At 72.5% G+C, this 24,087-nt stretch carries 21 protein-coding genes and 1 pseudogene; 8 read left to right on the plus strand and 14 right to left on the minus strand.

What is annotated here, in order from left to right; genetic code table 11:
- Window positions 1–53 precede the first annotated feature (53 nt).
- The gene (locus ACFC51_RS09385) at window positions 54–518 is read right to left on the minus strand and encodes a lamin tail domain-containing protein (RefSeq protein WP_376373026.1); all 465 of its coding nucleotides are present in this window, start codon (window positions 516–518) and stop codon (window positions 54–56) included.
- Between the two features lie 137 nt (window positions 519–655).
- Window positions 656–1,411 carry an SDR family oxidoreductase gene (locus ACFC51_RS09390; RefSeq protein WP_376527809.1) on the minus strand — a complete coding sequence of 252 codons (756 nt, stop codon included), beginning with the start codon at window positions 1,409–1,411 and terminating at the stop codon, window positions 656–658.
- A 142-nt stretch (window positions 1,412–1,553) separates the two neighbouring features.
- Here ACFC51_RS09390 and ACFC51_RS09395 point away from each other — a divergent pair, with 142 nt between their 5' ends.
- Complete coding sequence (locus ACFC51_RS09395; protein ID WP_376527811.1) at window positions 1,554–3,221, plus strand: alkaline phosphatase D family protein; 1,668 nt, start codon at window positions 1,554–1,556, stop codon at window positions 3,219–3,221.
- A gap of 17 nt (window positions 3,222–3,238) precedes the next feature.
- On the opposite strand, the gene ACFC51_RS09400 is transcribed toward ACFC51_RS09395, so the two are convergent.
- Window positions 3,239–4,246 carry a Gfo/Idh/MocA family protein gene (locus tag ACFC51_RS09400; protein ID WP_376373017.1) on the minus strand — a complete coding sequence of 336 codons (1,008 nt, stop codon included), beginning with the start codon at window positions 4,244–4,246 and terminating at the stop codon, window positions 3,239–3,241.
- A gap of 85 nt (window positions 4,247–4,331) precedes the next feature.
- Here ACFC51_RS09400 and ACFC51_RS09405 point away from each other — a divergent pair, with 85 nt between their 5' ends.
- Complete coding sequence (locus tag ACFC51_RS09405; protein ID WP_376373014.1) at window positions 4,332–5,720, plus strand: Bcr/CflA family multidrug efflux MFS transporter; 1,389 nt, start codon at window positions 4,332–4,334, stop codon at window positions 5,718–5,720.
- A 43-nt stretch (window positions 5,721–5,763) separates the two neighbouring features.
- On the opposite strand, the gene ACFC51_RS09410 is transcribed toward ACFC51_RS09405, so the two are convergent.
- Entirely contained in the window at window positions 5,764–7,068 is a 1,305-nt protein-coding gene (locus ACFC51_RS09410) for a hypothetical protein (protein WP_376373013.1), read from the minus strand.
- Between the two features lie 165 nt (window positions 7,069–7,233).
- Here ACFC51_RS09410 and ACFC51_RS09415 point away from each other — a divergent pair, with 165 nt between their 5' ends.
- Window positions 7,234–8,250: a small ribosomal subunit Rsm22 family protein gene (locus ACFC51_RS09415; protein WP_376373010.1), complete on the plus strand. Its 1,017-nt coding sequence runs from the start codon at window positions 7,234–7,236 to the stop codon at window positions 8,248–8,250.
- A gap of 198 nt (window positions 8,251–8,448) precedes the next feature.
- Here the strand turns inward: ACFC51_RS09415 and ddaH are convergent.
- Window positions 8,449–9,285: pseudogene (gene ddaH, locus ACFC51_RS09420) on the minus strand (dimethylargininase); the annotation flags it as partial.
- A 163-nt stretch (window positions 9,286–9,448) separates the two neighbouring features.
- Here ddaH and ACFC51_RS09425 point away from each other — a divergent pair.
- Window positions 9,449–10,075, plus strand: coding sequence for a TetR/AcrR family transcriptional regulator (locus ACFC51_RS09425; protein WP_376373007.1), 627 nt, complete (start codon window positions 9,449–9,451; stop codon window positions 10,073–10,075).
- A gap of 142 nt (window positions 10,076–10,217) precedes the next feature.
- Window positions 10,218–10,961, plus strand: coding sequence for a bifunctional DNA primase/polymerase (locus tag ACFC51_RS09430; RefSeq protein ID WP_376527814.1), 744 nt, complete (start codon window positions 10,218–10,220; stop codon window positions 10,959–10,961).
- Between the two features lie 57 nt (window positions 10,962–11,018).
- On the opposite strand, the gene ACFC51_RS09435 is transcribed toward ACFC51_RS09430, so the two are convergent.
- The 7 genes from ACFC51_RS09435 to ACFC51_RS09465 all read right to left on the minus strand — a co-directional run bounded on the left by ACFC51_RS09435 (window position 11,019) and on the right by ACFC51_RS09465 (window position 18,460).
- Entirely contained in the window at window positions 11,019–12,017 is a 999-nt protein-coding gene (locus ACFC51_RS09435; RefSeq protein ID WP_376373003.1) for a hypothetical protein, read from the minus strand.
- Window positions 11,929–12,864, minus strand: a complete 936-nt coding sequence (gene efeU, locus ACFC51_RS09440; protein ID WP_376527816.1) for an iron uptake transporter permease EfeU — start codon at window positions 12,862–12,864, stop codon at window positions 11,929–11,931. The genes ACFC51_RS09435 and efeU overlap by 89 nt, the downstream gene beginning before the upstream one ends.
- Before the next feature lie 22 nt (window positions 12,865–12,886).
- Window positions 12,887–14,143, minus strand: a complete 1,257-nt coding sequence (gene efeB, locus ACFC51_RS09445) for an iron uptake transporter deferrochelatase/peroxidase subunit (protein WP_376527818.1) — start codon at window positions 14,141–14,143, stop codon at window positions 12,887–12,889.
- An 11-nt stretch (window positions 14,144–14,154) separates the two neighbouring features.
- A complete protein-coding gene (efeO, locus tag ACFC51_RS09450) occupies window positions 14,155–15,291 on the minus strand; it encodes an iron uptake system protein EfeO (RefSeq protein WP_376527820.1) in 1,137 nt (378 codons plus the stop codon).
- Window positions 15,292–15,480: 189 nt separating this feature from the next.
- Window positions 15,481–16,320 carry a heme ABC transporter ATP-binding protein gene (locus ACFC51_RS09455; RefSeq protein ID WP_376527822.1) on the minus strand — a complete coding sequence of 280 codons (840 nt, stop codon included), beginning with the start codon at window positions 16,318–16,320 and terminating at the stop codon, window positions 15,481–15,483.
- Window positions 16,317–17,399, minus strand: coding sequence for a FecCD family ABC transporter permease (locus tag ACFC51_RS09460; protein WP_376527825.1), 1,083 nt, complete (start codon window positions 17,397–17,399; stop codon window positions 16,317–16,319). Before ACFC51_RS09460 ends, ACFC51_RS09455 begins: the two co-directional genes overlap by 4 nt.
- Window positions 17,396–18,460, minus strand: a complete 1,065-nt coding sequence (locus ACFC51_RS09465) for a hemin ABC transporter substrate-binding protein (RefSeq protein ID WP_376527827.1) — start codon at window positions 18,458–18,460, stop codon at window positions 17,396–17,398. Before ACFC51_RS09465 ends, ACFC51_RS09460 begins: the two co-directional genes overlap by 4 nt.
- 135 nt (window positions 18,461–18,595) lie before the next feature.
- Here ACFC51_RS09465 and ACFC51_RS09470 point away from each other — a divergent pair, with 135 nt between their 5' ends.
- The 3 genes from ACFC51_RS09470 to ACFC51_RS09480 all read left to right on the plus strand — a co-directional run bounded on the left by ACFC51_RS09470 (window position 18,596) and on the right by ACFC51_RS09480 (window position 22,353).
- Window positions 18,596–19,987, plus strand: coding sequence for an HtaA domain-containing protein (locus tag ACFC51_RS09470; protein WP_376527830.1), 1,392 nt, complete (start codon window positions 18,596–18,598; stop codon window positions 19,985–19,987).
- Window positions 19,988–20,028: 41 nt separating this feature from the next.
- On the plus strand, window positions 20,029–21,588 hold the full coding sequence (locus ACFC51_RS09475) for an HtaA domain-containing protein (RefSeq protein ID WP_376527832.1): 1,560 nt from the start codon (window positions 20,029–20,031) through the stop codon (window positions 21,586–21,588).
- Window positions 21,589–21,681: 93 nt separating this feature from the next.
- Complete coding sequence (locus ACFC51_RS09480; RefSeq protein WP_376372980.1) at window positions 21,682–22,353, plus strand: PhzF family phenazine biosynthesis protein; 672 nt, start codon at window positions 21,682–21,684, stop codon at window positions 22,351–22,353.
- Window positions 22,354–22,368: 15 nt separating this feature from the next.
- On the opposite strand, the gene ACFC51_RS09485 is transcribed toward ACFC51_RS09480, so the two are convergent.
- Window positions 22,369–23,031: a heme oxygenase (biliverdin-producing) gene (locus ACFC51_RS09485; RefSeq protein WP_376372977.1), complete on the minus strand. Its 663-nt coding sequence runs from the start codon at window positions 23,029–23,031 to the stop codon at window positions 22,369–22,371.
- A 170-nt stretch (window positions 23,032–23,201) separates the two neighbouring features.
- A complete protein-coding gene (gene map / locus ACFC51_RS09490) occupies window positions 23,202–24,059 on the minus strand; it encodes a type I methionyl aminopeptidase (protein WP_376372975.1) in 858 nt (285 codons plus the stop codon).
- Window positions 24,060–24,087: the final 28 nt, after the last annotated feature.

Consider the following 24,087-nt stretch of genomic DNA (forward strand, 5'->3'; position numbering starts at 1 on the left):
CACCCCTCTGGCCGCTCCGCGGACCCCCGGCCGCGGCGGCCCGTTCACTGCGGTCAGTGGCAGACCTTCACGCCGGTGCCCTTGCCCCAGGAGCACGAGTCCAGGAGTGTCCCGCTCGGCTTGATCAGCCGGGCCTTGTCGCCGGTGTTGTTCCAGACGTACGAGCCGCGGTTCCAGTACACGTGCGCCCCGGAGTTCCTGCCCTTGCCGGTGTGCACCCGGACCGTCTTCCCGGCGGCGACGGTGAAGGAGGGGAAGGTGTAGGTGTAGCCCGTGTCGTCCTTCAGCTTGTAGCCCTTGAGCTGCAGCGCGGACTTCCCGTTGTTGTGGATGTCCACGTACTCGGCGACGAGGGACGTGTTGGACCGGGTGTCCTTGCCGGGGCTGTCGTACTGGATCTTGCCGAGGTGCAGCCCGCCCTGGTGGGAGGCCGCCGAGGCCGGAACCGTGGCGAGGAGCGAGCCGGCCAGTGCGGTGGCGGCGGCCAGGGCGAGGGGCGCGGCGGAGCGTATGCGCATGCTTTGTGGTCCTTCTGTGTTCATCCGGTGAAGGTCAGCAGCATACGGGCAGCACGCGCTTGCCCGGTCTCGAAGGTTGAAACTCGCAAATTCTGTCATTCGAGGGCGAGTTCCGGGCAAGCGCGCATCGAAATGGATCAGCCTCGGCCCACGTAGGGCATGGCGGTCGCCAGAACGGTCGCGAACTGCACATTGGCCTCCAGCGGCAGTTCCGCCATGTGCAGGACGGTCCTGGCCACGTCGTCCGCCGCCATCACCGGCTCGGCGGTGACCTCGCCGTTGGCCTGGAGGATCCCGGTGCTCATCCGCTCCGTCATGTCGGTCGCCGCGTTGCCGATGTCGATCTGCCCGCAGGCGATCCGGTACGGCCTGCCGTCCAGCGACAGCGACTTCGTCAGCCCGGTCACCGCGTGCTTGGTCGCCGTGTAGGCGATCGAGTGCGGGCGCGGCGCGTGGGCAGAGATCGAGCCGTTGTTGATGATCCGGCCGCCCCGCGGGTCCTGCTCCTTCATCAGGCGGTACGCCGCCTGCGCGCACAGGAACGTCCCCGTGAGGTTGACGTCCACCACCGTCCGCCAGTCCTCGTACGCGAGGTCCTCGACCGGGGTGGAGCCCGGCCCGAAGGTCCCCGCGTTGTTGAAGAGCAGGTCCAGCCGGCCGAAGCGGTCCCGTACGCCGGTGAAGAGCGCGGCCACGTCGTCCGGGTCGCTCACGTCGGCGGGCAGGCGCACCGTGGCGCCCGGGCCGGCCTCGGCGGCCGTCTCCTCCAGGGCCGCGGCCCGGCGCCCCGCCAGGACGACCGTCCAGCCCGCACCCGTGAGAGTGAGGGCGACCGCCCTCCCGATCCCCGATCCGGCACCCGTGACGACAGCGATTCTCTGCTCAGCGTTCATGGCCCGGCAGCGTACGGGAGGTCTCCGGCCGCCCGGCACCCGGTGCTCATCGCACCGCCATATGGATGTTGTGTACGTGCCAACGGAAAGTCGTCGCCCCGCATTCCAATGCCTCTGACAACATCCGGCAGGGGAGGGGCACATGACACCCGCAGAGATCAGCAGGACGCCCGGTCGGCGCGGCCATTCCGCCGAGATGCGCGACGCCGCGCGGCTGCTCGGCTCCGGCGTGGGGCGCCGCCGGTTCCTCACGGTCACCGGCGCCGCGGCCGCACTGGCGTTCACCACCGGCCTGCCCGGCGCGGGCACGGCCGCGGCCGCCGAGCTCGACGCCCGGAGGATCACCGAGGACCCCTTCACCCTCGGGGTGGCCTCGGGCGACCCGCTGCCGGAGTCCGTGCTCCTGTGGACGAGGCTCGCGCCCCGCCCGTACGAGGCCGACGGCGGGCTGCCCGCCGAGCGCGTCGAGGTTCGCTGGGAGATCGCCCGCGACGAACGCTTCCGGCGGGTCGTCCGGCGCGGATCCACCACCGCCCACCCGGAGTTCGGCCACAGCGTCCATGTGGACGTCGGCGGGCTCGACTCCGACCGGGGCTTCTACTACCGCTTCCGGGCCGGCAGCTGGACCAGCCCCACCGGACGCACCCGCACCGCCCCCTCCCGCGGTGCCCGCACCAGCTCGCTGAGCCTGGCCGCCGTCTCCTGCCAGGCGTACCACGACGGCTGGTTCACCGCCTACAAGCACCTCGCGGACGAGGACGTCGACGTGGTCTTCCACCTCGGCGACTACCTCTACGAGTACGCGGTCACCGCCACCGGCGGAGCCCGCAACTACACCGACCGGGTCCTGCCGGACCACTTCAACCGGGAGACGCTCACCCTGGAGGACTACCGCATGCGGTACGGCCTCTACAAGTCCGACCCCGACCTGCGCGCCGCCCACGCCGCACACCCCTTCGTCGTCACCTGGGACGACCACGAGACCGAGAACAACTACGCGGGCGACACCCCGGAGAACACCGTCCCCCCGGAGGAGTTCCTGCTGCGCAGGGCCGCCGCCTACCGGGCGTACTGGGAGAACCAGCCGCTGCGCGCCCCGCAGCGCCCCGTCGGACCCGACATGCGGCTCTACCGCCGCCTGGAATTCGGCCGGCTGGCCCAGTTCGACATCCTCGACACCCGGCAGTACCGCAGCAACCAGGCGTACGGCGACGGCTGGAAGGTCCCCGGACCGGAGTCCGAGGACCCGTCGCGCACCATGACGGGCGCGGCCCAGGAGCGCTGGCTGCTCGACGGCTGGAAGAACTCCGGCGCCCTCTGGAACGTCGTGCCCCAGCAGGTCACCTTCGCGCAGCGGCGTGACGTGGCGGGCGACGCCTACAAGCTGTCCATGGACTCGTGGGACGGCTACCCGGCCTCCCGGCAGCGGATCATGGACGGCGCGGAGGCCGCCGGGATCGAGAACCTGATGGTCCTGACGGGCGACGTGCACGTCGGCTACGGCTTCGACCTCAAGAAGGACTTCGACGACCCGTCCTCCCGGACCGTGGGCACCGAGATCGTGGCCACCTCGATCACCAGCGGCAAGGACGGCGCCGACCGGCCGGCCAACTGGGACAACCTGACCGGGGCCAACCCGCACATGAAGTTCTACAACGGCCGCCGCGGCTACGCGCTCGTCACCCTCGACCGGGACGAGGCCCGCGCCGACTTCCGTACGGTCCAGGCGGTCACCACACCCGGCGCGCCCGTCGCCACGGCAGGCTCCTTCGTGACCGAGGCCGGGAACCCGGGGCTCACCCCCGCGTGACCCGGCCCCGCGCGGGGTCAGGCGAGGCGGTCCGCCGGATAGCGGACGCCGATGCGGTCACGTACCGCGTCGAGCGTCCGCATCACGGCCAGCGAGCCCTCCAACGGCACCAGGGGGGACTCCTTCTCGCCCGCCAGCAGCGCCCGCGTCACCTCCGCGGCCTCGTACTGCATGCCCGAGAGGCCCTGCGGACCCGGGCCCGTCACGACCGTCTCGGGCTCGCGGCCCGACCGGTGCAGGACAAAACTCTCCGGGTGGAAGAAGCCCTTCGGGAAGTCGATCCGACCCGCCGTGCCCGTGACGGACGCCGTGGTCGGCAGATCGCCCACGATCGAACAGCTCAGCAGCGCCGTGGCCCCCGACTCCCAGCCCAGCAGCATCCCGGTGTTCAGGTCGACGCCCTCCGGGGACAGGAGCGCGTCCGCCTGCACCCGGTCCGGCTCGCCCAGCAGCAGCTGTGCGAACGACACCGGGTAGACCCCGAGGTCCAGCAGCGCGCCGCCGCCCAGCGCGGGGTCGCGCAGACGGTGCTCCGCCCCGAAAGCGCCCGCGAAACCGAAATCGGCCTGCACCGTGCGGATCTCGCCGATCGCGCCGTCCCGCACCAGCTCGGTCATCCGGCGGATGAGGGGGTTGCAGTACGTCCACATGGCTTCCATCAGGAACAGCCCGCGCTCCCGGGCCAGCTCCACCAGCTCCCGTGCCTCGCGCTCGTTGAGCGTGAACGCCTTCTCGCACAGCACGTGCTTGCCGGCCTCCAGCGCGAGCCCGGCCGCCTCCCGGTGCGCGGAGTGCGGGGTGGCGACGTAGACGACGTCGACGCTCTCGTCGGCGACGAGCTCCGCCCAGCTGCCGTACGCCCGCGCGATCCCGAAGCGTTCGGCGAAGGCCCGCGCTGAGGCCTCCGTGCGCGAGGCGACCGCCACGACCTCGGCGCCCGGGTCCTTCATCGCCAGCAGGTCCCCCGTGAAGGTCGCGGCTATGCCGCCCGTCGCCAGTACACCCCAACGCACAGTCCTGCTCATGCCCGCCCGCTCCCACGCAAAAAGGTATCGACCACTCCAGCTGACCTGAGAGCATAGATGTGGTTTCAACGAAGCGGAGACGAGGATGCCGGACAGCGGCGCGAGCCGGGCCCAGCAAGAGAACGACCCCATACCGACGAGCAGCAGGGGCGCCGCACTCGGCGCCCAGGCCACCGCCACCCCCACCGCTGCGGGTGTGCCGGCCATATCCACCACCACGGCGCCGGGTCTCCCGGCCGCCTCCACGACCACCGCACGGCGGGCCGGAATCCTGGTCACGCTGGTGCTGGGCGGGCTCACCGCACTGCCGCCCCTCTCGATGGACATGTACCTCCCGGCACTCCCGGAGGTCACCGACGCCCTGCACTCCCCGGCCGCGACGGTCCAGCTCACCCTGACCGCCTGCCTCACCGGCATGGCGCTCGGCCAGCTCGTCGTCGGGCCCATGAGCGACCGCTGGGGCCGGCGCACGCCGCTGCTGCTCGGCATGGTCGTCTACGTGCTGGCCACCGCGATCTGCGCCGTGGCACCCACCGCGGAACTCCTCATCGGGTTCCGCCTCCTCCAGGGCCTGGCCGGCGCCGCCGGCATCGTCATCTCCCGGGCCGTCGTCCGTGACCTCTACGACGGCGACGAGATGGCCCGGTTCTTCTCCACACTGATGCTGATCTCGGGGGTCGCCCCCGTCGTCGCACCCGTGATCGGCGGCCAGGTGCTGCAGTTCACCGACTGGCGGGGCATCTTCGTCGTCCTCACCCTCGTCGGAGTGCTGCTGACGCTCGTCGTCTGGAAGTGGCTCCACGAGACGCTCCCCCCGGAGCGGCGGCACACCGGCGGGGTCGGCGACGCGCTGCGCACCATGCGCGGGCTGCTGGCCGACCGGGTGTTCACCGGCTACATGGTCGCGGGCAGCCTCGCCTTCGCCGCGCTCTTCGCCTACGTGAGCGCCTCGCCGTTCGTCGTGCAGGAGATCTACGGGGCCTCACCGCAGACCTTCAGCCTGCTCTTCGGGATCAACTCCATCGGGCTGATCGCCGTGGGCCAGATCAACGGCAAGCTGCTCGTCGGGCGGGTCAGCCTGGACAAGGCGCTCGGCTTCGGTCTCGCCGTCATCTCCGTCGCGGCGACCGCCCTGCTGCTGATGACCTCCGGTGTCTTCGGCGAGGTCGGCCTGCTGCCCGTGGCCGCCGGGCTGTTCGTGCTCATGTCCGCCATGGGCCTGGCGATGCCCAACACCAACACCCAGGCCCTGATGCGCACCAAGCACGCGGCGGGCTCCGCCTCCGCGCTGCTGGGCACCTCCCAGTTCCTCATCGGCGCCGTCGCCTCACCCCTGGTCGGGATCGCGGGGGAACACACCGCCGTACCCATGGCCCTGGTCCAGGTGGTCTGCGCCCTGTCCGCGGTGGCGTGCTTCCTGCTGCTCTGCCGCCCCTGGCGGAACACGGGCGCCGCGCGCCGGCCGCTGCTCTGAACGACCGGTGGCCGGCCGGGACGCCTCCCGGCCGGCCACCGGCTCAGCCCTCGCGGGGATAGCCCAGCAGGTGCAGACGGTCCTTGCGGTCCGTCCAGCGGAACACCCCCACGCCGGAGGTCTCCACCTCCGGCAGCCGCGTGTTCGCGGCCAGGGCCTCGACGCCCCAGGTCGCGAAACTCATCGTGACCGGGCCGCCCCCGCCCCCTTCGAGGGCCTCGTCCGCGTCCCGAGCGACGGTCGCGCCGTAGGCGCTGCCCCCGTCCGTCACCGAGGCGAGCGTCAGCTGCGCCGACCCGTCCGCCTCCTCGAAGCAGAACCCCTTGCGCGCCTCCAGGTCGAAGGCGAGGTTGCCCGCCACCAGGTATCCGCCCGAGGGCGAGACGACGGCCTGCGGATAGCTGCCCGGCTCTATGGCCGGCCTGTGGCACTCCACCGAGACGACCGGCTTGCCGGTGGCGGCGTCGTGGACCGTCCACATCTGGTGGGTGGCGGCCCGCTTCGAGCCCTTCGCCGGCTGCCACTTCGCCAGGACCAGCCCCGGCGCCACCGCCGTCGGCACCCCCGACGCGGGGTCCGCGCCCTTCGGGGCGGTCCTCCTGCTGAACCAGCCGCCCCGCACCCAGAACTCGCGCACCCCGCTCAGCAGCAGCCCCTTCGCCGTCTGCCCCCGGACCTCGGTGAGCTGCCTGCAGGCGGTGCACCCCTTCGGATACGCCACCTCGGACGCCGCGATCTCCGACACCTCACCGCTGACCGGGTCCACGACCGCGCTGTTCGCCCTGCCGTCGCTGATCAGCACGTCCGGTCCCGTCGCCGTGACGGTCGGCACGCCGGTCCACGGCACCTCGACGCGCCTGCGTTCGCCGTCCGCCGCGTCGTACACGTCGAGGGAGACGAAGGTCTCCGCCGGGGCGGACCCCTCGCCGGTCCTCCCGGACGACCAGGCCACGAAGAACACCCGGTCGTCCTTGGCGACGGTGAGCAGTTCCGGGAAGCGCGTCGGGTCCGGCGGCCGCCACGCCTCGCCGCTCCAGCCCGCCCGGCCGGTCTCCGTGTCGAGCGTCCGCAGCCGGTAGCGGTGGCCGGGAGCCCTCACCAGGTAGGCCAGCCTGCCCGTCGTGTGCGACACGGCGTAGTCGGGCCCGGCGCCGACGATCTCCCAGCCGCGCCCCGTCGTGTACTCCGCCGGCACGTCCAGCTTCGTGGCGGGGCCGGAGCTCCGCCTCGCCGGCTTCCGCGGTTCGTCGTCCTCCCCGCCCCCGCCTCCGCAGGTCGCCAGCAGGAGGAGCAGGGCGAGGACGAGCACCCCTCCCACCAGAGCCAGGCGCACGATCCTCTGTCTCATGGTCCCCCCGATGAGCCACGCACTGAGCAATCCCCGATGCGGCGTCGGTCAGCGTAGCAACGGGCCTACGGGGAGCAGCAGTTCGGTCCTGCTGCCGTTCCGTCCCGATTCCGTCCCGGACCGCCGGACTGCGGGGGGAGGGTCCGCTGCGCCTACAATTCGGCGGTGAACGACACCCTCCCCACCGCGGAAGCCCTGCGCGCGGCCCTGGCCGCCCTGCTCGACGGGCTGCCCCCGACGAAGGCCGCGCAGGCCGTCGACCGGCTGATCGCCAGCTACCGCGGGACCACCCCCACCGACGCCCCGATCCTGCGGGACCGCTCCGACGTCGTCGCCTACGCCGCGTACCGGATGCCCGCGACGTTCGAGGCCGTACGGTCCTGCCTCGACGCACTCCGGGAGGCCGCGCCGGAGTGGGTCCCCGCCACCCACACCGACATCGGGGGCGGCACGGGCGCGGCGAGCTGGGCGGTCGCCGGGGCCTGGGACGGACCGCGGACGACGGTCCTGGACTGGTCGGAGCCCGCCCTGGCGCTCGGCCGCGAGCTGGCCGGAGCCTCCGGGCTCCCCGGACTGCGGGCCGCCACCTGGGAGCGGGCGCGGATCGGCGCTTCCCCCGCGCCGGAGCCCACGGACCTGGTGACCGTCTCGTACGTCCTGAAGGAGCTGACCCCGAAGGACCGGGCCGTGGTCGTGGACGCCGCCGCGGCGGCCGGGCAGGCCGTGGTGATCGTGGAGCCCGGCACGCCCGACGGCTACGACCGTGTGATCGAGGCCCGCTCGCGGCTGATCGCCGCCGGGATGAGCATCGCCGCCCCCTGCCCGCACGACGCGGCCTGCCCCATCGAGCGCGGCACGGACTGGTGCCACTTCTCGGCGCGGGTCAGCCGCTCCTCCCTGCACCGCCAGGTCAAGGGCGGCTCGCTCAGCCACGAGGACGAGAAGTTCAGCTACGTCGTGGCGACCCGCTTCCCCACCGAACCTGCACGTGCACGGGTCGTCCGCAGGCCGCAGATCCGCAAGGGCCAGGTGCTGCTGGAGCTCTGCACCCGCGACGAGGGCCTGGAGCGCGCCACGGTCACCAAGCGGCACGGCACGCTCTACCGCGCCGCCCGGGACACCGCCTGGGGCGACGCCTGGCCGCCGCCGGGGAGCGACCAGAGCTGTCTCCTCGAAGCGTGACTGCCGGCCATGACGGCCTCGAAGGCCGGGGCGTCGCCCGCCCGGCCTGCTGCGACGCGAAGGGCCGAGGGCCGCGCACGGCTGTCGCCGGCGAGCTCCAGGTCGTCGCCGCCGCGCCGCCCGGCTGGGCCGCAGCGCTCCTCGTCGACGGCCCTGCTCCACCGTGCGGGTGCACCACCCACCCTTCTGCGACAGCCTTCAGGCCCGCAGCTCCTGGGTGCAGCACTTCACGCTGCCGCCGCCCTTGAGCAGCTCGCCCAAATCCATCGGGACCGGCTCGAAGCCCCGGTCCCGCAGCGGGTCGAAGAGCCCGGTGGCGGCCTGCGGGAGCAGCACGTGGCGCCCGTCGCTGACCGCGTTGAGGCCCAGCCGTGCGGCGTCCGCCTCGTCGGCCAGCAGCGCGTCGGGGAAGAGCCGGGCCAGCACGGACCGGCTGCCCGGCGAGAAGGCACCGGGGTAGTACATGATCTCGTCGGCCGCCTCGTCGAGCACGCACAGGGCCGTGTCCAGGTGGTAGTAGCGGGGGTCCACCAGATCGAGGCCGATCACCGGGCGCCCGAAGAACTCCTGGGCCTCGCCGTGGGAGAGCGGGCTGGACCGGAAGCCGCGACCGGCCAGCAGGTACGAGGAGGTCACGGCGAAGTCGCCCTCGCCCTCGTTGACATGGGCCGGCTCGTGGATCTCGGTGAAGCCGTTGCCCCGGAACCACTCCCGGTGCGCCTCGGCCTCCGCGTACCGCTCCCGGTAGGCGAACAGGGCGCCGAGCACGCGGCCGTCGACCACGGTGGCCCCGTTGGCGGCGAACACCATGTCGGGCAGGTCGGGGCGCGGCGTGAGGAGCTCCACGGTGTGGCCGAGGGCCCGGTAGCGGTCGCGCAGGTCCTCCCACTGGGTGGTGGCCAGGGCCAGGTCCACGGGTTTGGACGGGTCCATCCACGGGTTGATGGAGTACGTGACCTGGAAGTGGGCCGGGGCGCACATCAGGTAGCGACGAGGGGTGGCGTCACGGGTCAATGCAGGCTCCTCGCGAACGGCGGCCGCGGCCGCGGAACGGTGGGATGCGCACGGGGTGTGTGCGTGAGTTCATGGTGCGCCGAGCGGGGCCGCCGCGCTGTGATCCGTTCGGGTGGTTCCTCTGCGGTGGCGGGGCCGACGGCAAGACGATACGTATCGGGTCGCGACCCTCTACGCTGGCCCGATGTCACCTCACAAGGCCCCCGACTCCAGCCGCCGCAGCGACCGCTCCCGGCGCGCGATCTGCGACGCCGCGCTCTCCCTCGTCGGCGAGGTGGGCTACGCGAGGACGACGATCGAGGGGATCGCCGCCCGCGCCGGTGTCGGCAAGCAGACGATCTACCGCTGGTGGCCGTCGAAGGCGGCCGTGCTCATGGAGGCGTTCATCGACATGGGCGCCCGGGCGGCAGAGGCCGACGGGGCCGGGGGAGGCGGTGAGCACGGCATCCCCGACACCGGTGACCTGGCGGCCGACCTCAGGCTCGTCCTGCGGGCCACGGTCGACGAGCTGAACGACCCCGCGGTCGAGGCGCCGACCCGGGCGCTGACCGCCGAGGGCGTCATCGACCCCGCACTCGGGGCGCAATTCGTGGAAAATCTGCTCGAACCCCAGCTCCAGTTGTACGTCACACGGCTACAGGCCGCCCAGGAGGCCGGCGAGGTGCGCGAGGACATCGACCCGCGGGTCGCGCTGGAGCTCCTGATCGCCCCGCTCACCCACCGCTGGCTGCTGAGAACCCTTCCGCTGACCCATGCGTACGCCGACTCCGTCGTCGACCACGCCCTGCGGGGGCTCTCCGTCCGGCCGTGAGACCGGTCACGCATTTCACGACATTCCGCATGAGTGGGGCGGCCTCCGCGGGGCGGCCCGGGCACCCCGCTTGGGAACTCTGGCCACCCGAGGAGCAGGATGGTGGGACCATGGAGAGGAAACCGCTGAGGTGAGGGGATAGATGGGCGCCGATTCCGGCCGCTATCGCGGCACAGAGGGCAGGATCTCCCAGTGGCTGCGCAGGCGGCCCCGACCACAGCCGGAGGCCGACGACGCGGCCCGGCTGGCGCTGCTCCTGGCCGTCGCCGAGGCAGGAATGCCGATCTCGCCCGCCGCGTACCCCTCCGGGTACCGATGTTCGTGCGACCGCATCGGCTGCCCCACCCCGGCCCGGCACCCCGTCTCGTTCGCATGGCAGACACAGTCGACGACGGACGGCGCGCAGATCGAGCGCTGGGCGGCCAACCAGCCCCTCGCCAACTTCATCACCGCGACGGGCACGATCCACGACGTCCTCGACGTTCCCTTCGCCGCCGGTCAGGCGGCCCTGGAGCGGCTCACCGCCGCCGGCATCGACGTCGGGCCCGTGGCCCGGTCCGGCAGCGACCGGATGCTCTTCTTCACCGCCACCCGCGGCACCCCGGACGACGAGGACGAATGGTGGCCGTGCGAGCTGGACTGCCACCCCGAGACCATGGACGAGCATCCGGGGCTGCGCTGGCACTGCCGCGGCAGCTACGTGCTCGTGCCGCCCGCACGCCTCCCCGGCGAGCTGGACGTGCACTGGCTCCGCGGACCCGAGCACCCGCTGCCCGACCCGCTGACCCTGCTCGAGACCCTGACCGACGCCTGCGCGCAGTACGCGGACACGGCGGACGAGAACGACCTGCACCACGACTCGGTGGCCTGGCCGCTCAGCCGCTGAGCCGGCCGGACCGGCGGGCGCGACCGTCGGGCGACCGGGCCCTGCCGTCCGCGGCGGTCAGGAGCCCTGCGCCGCGACCAGACCCGGCAGCCGGTTCAGCACGCGCACCGTGCCGCCGGTCCCGCCCGCGCCCTTCTTCGGCACGTAGACCAGCTGGCTGGAGACCCGCTCCTTGGTGAGGGTGCTCTTCACCTCGCCCGTCAGGAGCGCCCGCACGTCGGCCGTGACCGTCGGCCGCAGCCCCTGCGCCGCCGTCTGCCGCTCGAAGTGCTTGCTGCTGAAGAAGACCAGCGCCCCGCCGTCCTCCGTCGTCAGGCCCAGCGGCGCGAACGTCCCGGAGTCCAGCGCCCGGTCGTCGTACTGGTAGGAGAAGCCCGCCCGGCGGGTGTTCTTCCGCGCGTCCCGCCAGCCGGAGGTCATCGACCCCGGGGCGAACACGTCCGGCGCGCCGTCCCTGAGGTAGTCCGTGTACGTGGTGCTGAGCTCCGCAGGCGGGGTGGCCAGGGCGGCGTCGGTGTCCGCCGAGGGGACGGGCTGCGCCCAGCCGTCCTCGTCCTCGCGGAACTTCGGGATCTCGGACGGGGACGCGACCGCCAGGTAGGAGACCTTCCAGGGGGCGTCCGGCCCGGTGCGCACGAACGTCAGCAGCCAGCGGGTGTCCAGCTTCCCGCCGTCCTTGTCGCGGTTGGAGTCGGTGTCCGCGAGGAACCAGCGGGGCCAGCCCGCCTTCTTGGGGATGGCGTAGGAGGCGTCCGTCAGCTCCAGCGGCTCATGGCGCGCGTTGCCCTCCGGACTGTTCTTCTGCCGCGCGACCAGACCGGCCTGGTTGATCGCGCCCAGCGAGCCCGTCACCCGGTCGGCGTCGAGGTCCGGATCGTACGCCTTGTCCGCCTTGTTGTACGCGACGGTGAAGTCCTCCAGGGCCTGGGCGGCCTCGGACTTCGTCGCCCCCGGCACGACTTCCAGTTCACCGTGCACCGTCACGCAGCCGCTCGCCGTCACGACCAGTACCGTCGCCGTCCCGAGCCCCGCCGCCAGTCGACCCAGCCTTCTCATCCGTTGCCTTCTGCGCCTTCTGATCCGTCGTCCGCACTGACCGCCTGAACCCTACCGGGGCGAGGAACAGCGTGAGTGCGGGGACGAGATACAGCGCCCACACCGTGACCTGGAGGACGGTCGGGTCGGCCTGGAAGTTGAACACCCCCTTGAGCAGGGTGCCGTACCAGCTGTCCGGCGGGATCGTGGCCGTGACGTCGAACGCCTTGTCCGCCAGGCCGCCGAGGAAGCGCGCCTCCTGCAGGTCGTGCACGCCGTAGGCGAGGACGCCCGCCGCCACGACCACGAGCATGCCGCCCGTCCACGTGAAGAACTTCGACAGGTTGATCCGCAGTGCGCCCCGGTAGAAGAGCCAGCTCAGCACGAGTGCGCTCGCGATGCCCAGCAGCACCCCGATCAGAGGTGAGGAGGATCCCTCCCCGCTCGCCCGCACCGAGGCCCAGACGAACAGGGCGGTCTCCAGGCCCTCACGGCCCACCGCCAGGAACGCCGTGGCGACGAGAGCGCCCGTGCCCATCGCGAGGGCCGAGTCGAGCCTGCCGTGCAGCTCCCGCTTGAGGTGCCGCGCGGTGCGCCGCATCCAGAACACCATCCAGGTGACGAGCCCGACCGCCACGATCGACAGAGACCCGCCGAGCGCCTCCTGCGCCTCGAACGTCAGCTCCTGGGAGCCGAATTCGAGCGCGGCGCCGAACGCCAGCGAGAGCGCGCAGGCGATGGCGATGCCGGTCCACACCGGGCGCAGCGCGTCCCGTCGCCCGGTCTTGACGAGATAGGCGATGAGGATGCAGACCACCAGGCCGGCTTCGAGGCCCTCGCGCAGCCCGATCAGATAGTTGCCGAACATGCCGGTCCTTCCACGGTGTCGGTCATGAGAGCAGCGTCCGGCCCCACCAGTCGTCCGTGTCGCGGACGCCGGGCGGGACGGCGAAGACCGCCGAACCCACGTGCTGGATGTACTCGTTGAGCGCGTCGGACGCCGCGAGCCTGCGCTGCACCGGGATGAACCCCCTGCGCACGTCACGCTGGTAGGCGAGGAAGAAGAGGCCGGCGTCGAGCCTGCCCAGGCCGTCCGTGCCGTCGGTGAAGGAGTAGCCGCGGCGCAGGATCGTCGCACCGTCGTTGGTGTCCGGGTGCGCCAGCCGCACGTGCGCGGTCGGCAGCATCGCCTTCAGGAACGGCTCGTCGCGCTCCTTCGCCTTGCCCACCGGGGCGCCCTCGCCCTTGTCCCGGCCGAAGATGTCCTCCTGCTCCTGCAGCGGGGCCCGGTCCCACGTCTCGATGTGCATCCGGATGCGCCGGGCGACGAGGTAGGACCCCCCGGCCATCCAGCCGGTGCCGTCGGCCCCGTCCGCCCACACGTGCTTCTTCAGGGTGGCGTCGTCGGTGCCCGAGATGTTCCTCGTGCCGTCCTTGAAGCCCATCATGTTGCGCGGGGTCAGATCACCCGGGGTCGTGGAGGACGTCTTGCCGAACCCCAGCTGCGACCAGCGGACGGCGGTGCGCCCCATGCCGATCCTCGCGAGGTTGCGGATGGCGTGCACCGCGACCTGCGGGTCGTCGGCGCACGCCTGGACGCACAGGTCGCCGCCGCTGCGGGCGGCGTCGAGATTGTCTCCGGGGAACTTCGGAAGGTCCACCAGCGCCTCGGGGCGCCGGTCCTCCAGGCCGAAGCGGCCGCCGGCGAACAGGGAGGGGCCGAAGCCGAGCGTGAGGGTCAGCCGGGACGGCCGCAGGCCCAGCGCCTCGCCCGTGTCGTCCGGCGGAGCCTCGGCCGGACCTCCGTACGCCCCCTCGCCCACGGCCCGGCCGGCCGTCATCCGCTCGGCGGCCCGGGTCCACTCCTTGAGGAGCGAGACCAGTTCGGCCCGGTCCTCGGTCGTCACGTCGAAGGCGGCGAAGTGCAGCCTGTCCTGCACGGCGGTGGCGATGCCCGCCTGGTGCGCCCCGTGGAAGGGGACCGCCGCGCCGCTGTCCGACGCCGCTTCCGCCGTCCCGCCGGAGCGCACGGCGGCGACCGCGCCGCCCGCCGCCGCGGCTCCCAGGGCGAGTCCGGCGCCACCCCAGCCGAGCAGGGCCCGGCGCGACGGGGCGGGGGAGCCGCCCGTGTCCTCGGCCTCCGTCATGACGTCCTCCGCTACTTCGTGACCGCGGCGGCCAGCTTGGACAGCGGCTCCGCGAGCGCGTTGACGGCGTCGGAGAGCTCCTTGCGGTCCGCCGTGCCGACCTTGTCGTACGCGGTGAAGTCGTAGGACTCCTTGTCCGCGCGGTACCGGTCGAGCAGCGTGTTCAGGGCGGCGAACCGCTTGTCCAGCGAGTCGGTGAGCGCGGCGTCGTTCTTCGACGCGATCGGCTCGAGGAGTTCGTAGGACTTCTCCGCGCCCTCGACGTTCGCCTTGAAGTCGACGAGGTCGGTGTGGCTGTAGCGCTCCTCCTCGCCGGTGACCTTGCCGGTGGCGACCTCGTCGAGGAGTTCCTTGGCGCCGTTGGCCATCGAGGTCGGGGTGATGTCGGCCCGGCCGACGCGCTTCTGCCAGTCCAGCAGGTCCTTGTACAGGACGGGGGCGAGTGCCTTCTCCTCGGCGCCCAGCTTCCCGTCCTGCCACAGCGCCTTCTCCAGGCGGTGCCAGCCGGTCCACTTCTGGCCGTCCTCCAGGCCGTCCTCGCGGACGTCGACCTTCGGGTCGATGTCACCGAAGGACTCGGCGACCGGTTCGGTGCGCTCCCAGCCGATGCGCGAGCCGGCGTACGCCTTCTTCGCGGCCTCGACGTCGCCCGCGGCGACGGCGTCCGTGAAGACCTTCACCTCGGGCAGCGTCGCGTCGGCCTGGGCCTGCACGTAGGTGCGGTACCCGGCGACCGCGCGGTCCATCTCGGGGGAGCGTGCCGCGGCCTTGCCGCCCGTGACCTCCACGGTCTGCCGGATGCCGTCGCCCTTCATGCCGGGCTTGCAGGCGATCTCGTACGAACCTGCCTTGATCTCGGCGGTGATCTTCGCCTTGGTACCGGGCCCGATGTTCTCGCGCTCGGTGACGATCCGGTCGTCGGGGAAGAGCACGTAGACCTCGGTGACCTTGGACCCCTTGTTCTGCACGGCGAGTTCGACGTGGCCGGCCGGGATCTTCGTCTTCGAGACCTCGCAGGAGTCGTCCTTGGCGACCACCTGGACGGCGCCGTCGCTCTTGGCGTCGCTCTTCTCTGCGCAGCCCGTGACGGCGGTCAGTGCGGCCACCGCCGCGGCAGCGGTGACGACGGAGGAACGAACGGCTCGCATACGGGCTCCACAGATCTCGGGACGAGGGTCGGAACGGCGGGGACGACAGCAGGTGAGGCGGCCTTAACTTAGCCGAGCCTTACTTAACCGATACCCGTCATTGCTGTGATTCGGGTCTCATCGGGCGATCTCGGGAACAGCCTGGTCACGGCCCTCCCACAGGGAACCCACAGGATCGTCAAACGTTGGTCAAGCAAGCCTTTTCGGTACGACGAGCGGCACACCGGTCCGCGGGTGGGGGAACACCTCGACGGGCTGCCGGTAGACCTCCCCGAGCAGCGCGTCCGTGAACACCTCGGCGGGCGGCCCGGCCGCCGCGACGCGGCCGCCGTGCAGCACCACGGCCCGGTCGGCGTACGCCGCCGCGAGGCCCAGGTCGTGCAGGACCACGACCACCGCGTCCCCGGCGGCGGCCCGTTCGCGGCAGATCCGCAGGACCAGCTCCTGATGGCGCAGGTCCAGCGCGGCCGTCGGTTCGTCCAGGAGCAGCAGCGGGGCGCGCTGCGCGAGGACCCGGGCCAGGGCGACGCGGGCGCGCTCGCCGCCGGACAGCGCGGAGAAGGGACGGGCGGCGAACTTCCCGACCTCCGTCGCGGCCATCGCCGCCGCGACCGCGGCGTCGTCCTCCTCCTCTCCGGCCGTGCCCGTCCAGGGCGCCCGTCCCATCCGTACGACGTCCTCGACCGGGAACGGGAACGCGAGCGCGGCGGACTGCGGCAGCACCGCTCGGCGCAGGGCCAGTTCGGCCGCGGACCAGGCCGTGACCGGCCGTCCGTCGATGCGTACCGCGCCGTCGTCCACGGGCAGGTCGGCGGCGAGTGCCGCCAGCAGTGTCGACTTCCCCGCGCCGTTGGGCCCGACGAGGGCGAGCACCTCGCCCGCCCGGACCGTCAGCTCCACGGAGTCGAGGACCGGCCGCCCGCCCAGCACGACACCCACCCCGGCCGCCTCGGCGGCGGCGGAGCCCGGTGGGACGGGGGACGGCAGTTCCCGGCCGCGGGCCCTGAACAGTGCTGTGAACGGGTTCATGCCCAACCACCTTGCCTACGACGGGTTCTGCGCAGGAGCCAGAAGAAGAACGGGCTGCCGAGGAGCGCCGTCAGCACCCCGAGCGGGAGCTCGGCCGGGTCGGCGACGGTCCGCGCGGCGAGATCGCCGACGACCAGCACCAGGGCGCCGCCCAGCGCGCTCCCCGGGACGAGGAAGCGGTGGCCCGGGCCGTTCGCCATCCGCAGCAGATGCGGCACGAGCAGCCCCACGAAGGAGATGATCCCGGCGACGGCGACCGCCGCGGCGGTCAGCAGTGCCACGACGAGCACGAGCACGATCCGCAGCCGTTCGACATCGACGCCGAGATGCCGGGCGGGCCGCTCGCCGAGCGCGAGCAGATCCAGCTTCCCGGCGTGGAACGGGGCGACCAGCAGCCCCAGCACCGCGCACGGCAGTACGGCGAGGACCTTCGGCCAGGTCGCCTGGGACAGCGAACCGAGCTGCCAGAAGGTGATCTGGGTGATCTGCGCGTTGTCGGCGAAGAAGATGAACAGGCCGATCAGGGCGCCCGCGAAGGCGTTGACGGCGATCCCGGTGAGGATCAGGGTCACCACCTCGGTCCGGCCGCCCGAGCGGGAGAGCACGTACACGAGCAGGACCGTGGCGAGACCGGAGACGAACGCGCAGACGGTGACCGTCCAGGTGCCGAAGAAGGTCAGCCCGAGCGCGATCGAGGCGACGGCGCCGACCGCCGCGCCCGAGGAGATCCCGATGACTCCGGGCTCCGCCAGCGGATTGCCGAACACCCCCTGCATCAGCGCGCCCGCGCAGCCGAGGGAGGAGCCGACGAGCAGGGCGAGGACGACCCTCGGCAGGCGTACGTTCCACAGGACGCTCTCGCCGACCCGGTCCAGGGCCTGCCCGCCGAGGCCGGCGCGGTGCTGGACGGAGGAGAGGACGTCGGCGAGCGGGATGCCGTACGCGCCGAGTCCCGCGGAGAGCAGGCACGCGAGGAGCAGCGCGGCGGTCAGGGCGATGGTGAGGACGAACGCCTTCCCGCGCCGCGCGGCCACGGGGGCGGCCGTCGTGCCGGCCCCGCCGTACGGGGTGGCCGTCACGTACGGTCCCCGCCTTCCGGATAGAGCTGCTCGACCAGTTCGGCCAGCACCCGGTCGGTGCGCGGCCCGTAGTTGAGCAGTACCCCGTCGTCGATCGAGACGATCCGGCGGTCCATCCCGGCGGGCGTCTGGGCGACACCCGGGAGCTTCACCAGCCCGTCGACGCCGCCCACCGAGTCGAGGCCCTTGGTCATGACGAGGATCGCGTCCGGTGCCGCCTGCGCGAGGGCCTCGCTGGTGAGGGCCGTGAAGTCCTTCGTCAGCCCGGAGGCCTTTCCCGCGTCGACCGCTCCCGCCGCTTCGAGCAGCGAACCCGCCCCGGAATCCCGGCCGCCCAGCAGGTAGACGGAGGCCGAGCCGCGCAGATAGAGGAAGGCCACGCGTGGCCCGCCGTCCTCCCGGCGCGCGGGAATCGTCTTCTGTACGGCCGCGATACGGGACTCCGTACGCGTCTGGAGGGTCTCTCCCGCGGCGGGGACGCCCAGGGCCGCCGCCACGGTCCCGATCCGGCGGCCCACGTCGGCGAGTCCGCCCGCCGGTTCGACGACGACGAGGGGGATGCCCGCGTCCCGGATCTGGGCGACGGCCTCGGCAGGGCCCGTCGTGGTGTCCGCGAGGACGACCGTCGGCCGCAGGGAGAGCACGCTCTCGGCCGACACGTCGTGGGCGCGGGTCACGACCGGGAGGTTGCCGGCCTGTTCGAAGGTGGCGGTGATGTCGCGCGCCACGACCCGCTCGCCGAGTCCGAGGGTGAACACGATCTCGCTGAGCGATCCGGTGAGCGGCACGATCCGGTCCGCGGAGGTGACGGTGACGTCGCCGCCGTCGGCCGAGGGCACGGTGACGGGGAGCAGCGGCTCGGGCGTACCGGTCAGCGGCTCCACGGCGTCCGCCGGCGCGGAGGCGGCCGGCGTGCCTGCCGTCCGCCCGCCGGGTGCTCCCGTACCGCATCCGGCCAGGGCCGCCGCGAGTGTCACGGCGACGGCCAGGATCCGGGGCGGGCCGGTGTACCGCCGTACGGCTCTCGGGCCCGCCGGGGCGGATGTCTGGGGAAAACGCACGGGTGCACCGTCCTGGGGGTGTCTTGCGGACGTGAGAGGCCGGAGGGGTTCCGGCGCACGCTGAAGAGATATTAGGTTAGCCTCACCTCACTAAGCTTAGGCTAGCCTTACTTCACTGTCAGTCCGGAGGGCCCCATGCCGTCGTCCCGATCCGTCCGCGCGCTCACCGTCGCGCTCCTCGCGGTGCTGCCCGGAGCGCTGCTCCCGGCGACCGCCGCGCAGGCGGCGAGCCGCACGGTGCAGGGCGGCCGGCTGGACTGGGGCATCAAGTCCTCCTTCCAGAGCTATGTCACCGGGCCCATCGCCCACGGCAGTTGGAGCCTGACCGGCGGAGCCGCGACGGTCGGCAGGAGCCAGTTCCGTTTCCACTCGGCCACCGGCTCCTACGACCCGGCGAGCGGGGACCTCCGCGCCGGTTTCTCCGGTGGAGTCCACTTCGTGGGGCACCGGCAGGCGGACGGCGGCAACGAGCTCGACCTCACCATCAGCCGCCCCACGGTCCGGATCTCCGGCGGCACCGGCACTCTCTACGCCGACATGGCCAGCAGGACGCGGGGGAGCGGCAGGGTCACCAGCTCGTCCCAGGTCCCCCTGGCCACGCTCGGCCTCTCCGGGATCGACATGAAGGGCGGCTCCACGCCCGTCGGCCTCACCGGTGTCCCCGCGACGCTCACGTCGCAGGGCGCGAGCGCGTTCGCCGGCTACTACGCGGCAGGGACCCCGCTGGACCCGGTCAGCCTCTCCGTCGACACGACGGCGCCCGCGCCGGCTAAGCCGTCCAATTCACCCTCGCCCTCGCCCTCCGCGGTGAAGAAGAAGGAGACCGCGGGCCGTGTCGAGGACGCCGCCGTGGACTGGGGTGTGCGCCGCACCTTCCGCGAGTACGTCACCGGCTCCGTCGGCCGGGGCGGATGGACGCTCGCCGGCGGGGCCCAGGACGGCGGGGCGGTCTTCCGCTTCCCCCGGGGCGAAGGCACCTACGACGCCGTGAAGCACACGCTGGACGCCGGCTTCGCCGGCAGCGTCCGCTTCACCGGGGCCGACGGCCTGGACCTCGAACTCGCCGCGTTCACGGCGCGGGTGGCCTCGGGCAGGGGCACGCTCCTGGCGGACGTCACCCGCGGTGGCAGCACCGACGAGGCCGTCCCGCTCGTCACCTTCGCCGCCGGGGACCTCGAACCCGAGGACGGGCTCGCCGTCCTCACCGAGGCCCCCTCGACCCTGACCGCAGAGGGAGCCGAGGCCTTCGGCTCCCTCTACAAGGCCGGCACCGCGATGGACCCGGTCTCCCTCGCCGTCGCCGTCGACGCGAGGGCGGAACTGCCCGCGCTGCCCGATCCGGGCAGCGCGGCGGAACCGTCCGGAGCGACCGCGACGCGGCCCGCCGCGACCCCTGCCGCCCAGCCCGTGGCCGCGGAGTCCGGCCCCCGCACCTCCCTCCTCGTCGGGGGCGGGGCCGCTCTGACCGCGGCGCTCGCCGCCGTGCTGTACGCGGCCCGTCGCCGCCGTGCGGCTCGGAACACCTGACCTCCCTCCCTCATCACCCACGTCCACCAGGAGCCACCGCCATGGCAGCCAACCGCCGCCCCCTAGCCCTCGCCGCAGCCGTCGCCACCGCGGCCGCCCTCGGGGCGACGTTCGCCCTCCCCGCCCTCGCCGTCGACAAGGCGGCACCCTCGGCCACGACGGAGCTGACGGACGGCACGCTCGACTGGGGCTTCAAGGAGTCCTTCCGCAGATACATCGGCGGCGCCGGCACGGTCACCGTCAAGGACGGAGCCACCCAGGCGCCCGGCAACGGGGTCTTCACCTTCGGCAACGGCACGGGCACCTACGACACCACCACCCACGGCACCGACACCGCCTTCGACGGCAGCGTCAACTTCAACGCCCACGGCGGCGTCCTCGACATCACCCTCTCCGACGTGAAGGTCACCACGAGCGGCACGGGCGGTGCCATCACCGTCGATCTGAAGACCCCGCAGGGCACCGAGAACGACGTGGCGTTCGCCGAACTGGACCTGTCGGCCGTGCGGCCCGGTCAGGGCGAGGGCGGCGCGATGGTCTTCGAGGACATCCCCTCGAAGCTGACGAAGGCCGGCTCGGCGGCCTTCAACGGCATGTACGCGGAGGGCGAGACCCTCGACCCGGCCACCCTGTCGGTCAAGGCGGTGACGGCGCCCCCGACCGAGGAGCCGACGAAGGAGCCCACGAAGGAGCCCACGAAGGAGCCCACGAAGGAACCGGGCAAGGAGCCGACGAAGGAGCCCACCGGGAAGCCGACGGCCACCCCCACGGACAAGCCCACGGCCCCGGCCTCCCCGAGTCCCTCCGCATCGGTCACCACTCCCGCGGCCGAGCAGGGCGAACTCGTCGACGGCACCCTGGACTGGGGCGTCAAGGAGTCCTTCCGCTCGTACGTCACCGGCCCGATCGCCGACGGCAAGGTCGAGACCACGGGCGGCGCCACCGCGTCGGCCGCGGGCTACCGCTTCCCCGACGCGACCGGCGACTTCGACGCCGACGAGCAGACCCTGGACGCAGAGTTCGACGGCACGGTCCGCTTCCTCGGCCACCAGGAGGGCGGCGCCTACACGCTCGACCTCTCCCTCACGGGCCTCCAGGTCCGGGTCGAGGACGGCATCGGCACGCTCGTGGCCGACGTCTCCACCAAGGACCGGGAGACCAGGAAGGTCACCACCCACACCGACCTCGCCGTCGCCGACCTGAAGCTCCCCGGCGGTGAACTCGCCACGAAGAACGGTGTGGTGACCCTCTCCGCCGTACCGGCCACGCTGACCGCCGACGGCACCAAGGCGTTCGGAGGCATGTACGCCGAGGGCACCCGGCTCGACGACCTGACCGTCTCCGTCGCCCTGGACGAGGACGCCGAACTCCCCGGCGGCACCGGCGGATCGGGCGGCACCGGCGGTGACGCTTCCACGGACGCCGGCAGCGGCACGGTGGGTGGCGGCACGGTCGGTGGCGGCGGCACCGTGGGAGGCTCCGGCTCCCTCGCCTCCACGGGCGCCGGCCTCCCGGCGGGCGCGCTGATCGCCGCGTCCGGTGTCGTCGTGGCCGCCGGTGCAGGCGTGGTGGTCGCGGCACGCCGCCGCCGCACGGTCTGATCCCGTCCCCGCGGGACAAGGGGCCGTACCGGCATGTCGTGCCGGTACGGCCCGTTGGCGTGAGGGGGTGCTGGGCGGTGCTTGAATGACCGGGTGAACGACTACGACGTACCCGCGGGCATCGACGTACTGCACGTGTTCTGCGGACCGGACGGCCGCCACGGCAACGCGCTCGGTGTCGTGCGCGACGGGCGCAGGTACCCCGACAACGAGTCCCGGCAGGCGCTCGCGCGGAAGCTCGGCTTCAGCGAGACGGTGTTCGTGGACGACCCGGAGCGCGGCACCGTCGACATCCGCACCCCCGGGCTGCGGCTGCCGTTCGCCGGACACCCGCTCGTCGGAGCCGCCTGGCTGCTCGACGTGGAGGTCCTGGAACTGCCGGTCGGGGACGTGACGGCCCGCCAGGACGGCGAGTTCACCTGGATCACGGCCCGCCCCGAGTGGGCGCCGCCGAGGGCGCTGGAGCGGTACGCGTCGGTCGCGGAGGTCGAGGCCCTGACGGGGCCGCCGCCCGGCGAGGGCTGGCTCTACGTCTGGGCCTGGGAGGACGAGGCCGCCGGCCGCGTACGGGCGCGGGCCTTCCCGCGCCGCGACGACGGCATCGACGAGGACGAGGCGACGGGTGCCGCGGCCATGCTGCTGAGCGCGGAGCTCGGACGGGCCCTCAACATCACGCAAGGACGCGGCTCCCAGATCCTCACCGCACCCGCGCCGGACGGCACGATGGAGGTCGGGGGCCGCGTCCTTCTGGTGGTCACGTCCTGAACCGGACGGGCCGTCCTACGCGCTGAGCGGGAAGACCGCGCCGAGCTCGTGGAAGACGGCGGTGTTCAGCGCGAAGGCGCGCTTGCACTCGTCGACGATGCGCTGCTTCTCCAGGTCGTCGGCGTTCACCGCGTCCAGCAGCTCCCGGTACTCCCGCTTGAAGGCGGCGGGGTTGGGGATCTGCTCGAAGACGTAGAACCGCACCCCGTCACCCTTGCGCGCGAAGCCCCAGGTCTTCTCCGCGGTGCCGCGGATGATCTGGCCGCCCGAGAGGTCCCCGAGGTAGCGGGTGTAGTGGTGCGCGACGTATCCGGCGGGCCAGTCCCCGGCGCACTCCGCGACCCGTGCGGCGTACGCGGCGGTGGCCGGCAGCGGCTCCAGGCCCTCACGCCATCCCTCGCCCCGCAGATGGGCGAGATCGCGCTCCAGCTCGGCCGTGCGCATCAGCTCGGGCCGGATGAAGGGCCCGGCGACCGGGTCCTCGCCCAGGGTCCGCGCACCGTCCTCCAGCGCCCGGTAGACGAACCACAGCTGCTCGGTGTACCGCGTGTACGCGTCCACGCCGAGCCGGCCGCCGAGCATGTCGCTCATGAAGGTCGAGGACTCGGCCTCCGTGTGCTGCTCGTGCGACGCGGTGCGGATGAGGGTCGAGAAGGGGGTGGTGGCGGTCGAGTCCAAGGCGGGCCTCCGGGGACCGAGGGGGACGGGAAGTCCGGACAGAAACATGCATACCGGCAGCAGCTGTGCACGCCGCCGCGCACCGATATGCTGATCCTCCTACTTAGGCTTACCTAAGTCAACAGGTTTCCGACTGCCTGTCGGTAAGAGTGGCCGCCTCCGGGGGTGCCCTACGGAAGGGTCAGGATCTCGGCCCCGGTCTCGGTCACCACCAGTGTGTGTTCGAACTGCGCGGTCCGCTTCCGGTCCTTCGTGACCACGGTCCAGCCGTCGTCCCACATGTCGTAGTCGTGGGTCCCGAGCGTCAGCATGGGCTCGATCGTGAAGGTCATCCCGGGCTGCATCACGGTCGTGGCGTGCGGGCTGTCGTAGTGCGGGATGATCAGGCCGGAGTGGAACGAGGAATTGATCCCGTGCCCGGTGAAGTCCCGGACCACCCCGTAGCCGAACCGCTTCGCGTACGACTCGATGACGCGCCCGATCACATTGACCTGCCGCCCGGGCCGCACCGCCTTGATGGCGCGGTTCAGCGACTCCCGGGTGCGCTCCACGAGGAGGCGCGACTCCTCGTCGACGTCGCCGCAGAGGTAGGTGGCGTTGTTGTCCCCGTGCACGCCGTCGATGTACGCGGTGACGTCGAGGTTCACGATGTCGCCGTCGCGCAGGACGGTGGAGTCCGGGATGCCGTGGCAGATGACCTCGTTGAGCGAGGTGCAGAGCGACTTCGGGAAGCCCCGGTAGCCCAGGGTCGACGGGTAGGCCCCGTGGTCAACCATGAACTCGTGGGCGACCCGGTCGAGTTCGTCGGTCGTGACCCCCGGGGCGATGTGCTTGGCGGCCTCCTCCATCGCCTGCGCCGCGATACGGCCCGCGATCCGCATGCGCTCCACGGTGTCGGAGTCCTGGACCTCCGGCCCGGTGTACGGGGTCGGAGCGGGCTTCCCCACGTACTCGGGGCGCCGGATCCTTCCGGGGACGGAACGGACGGGAGTGATCTCCCCTGGTACGAGGAGCGACTGGCCAGACATGTCAGCGAGTCTAACCAGCGTCCTCGGG

Origin of the sequence: Streptomyces sp. NPDC055962, from assembly GCF_042270185.1 — a bacterium.
In the GTDB taxonomy this organism is placed as follows: Bacteria; Actinomycetota; Actinomycetes; order Streptomycetales; family Streptomycetaceae; genus Streptomyces.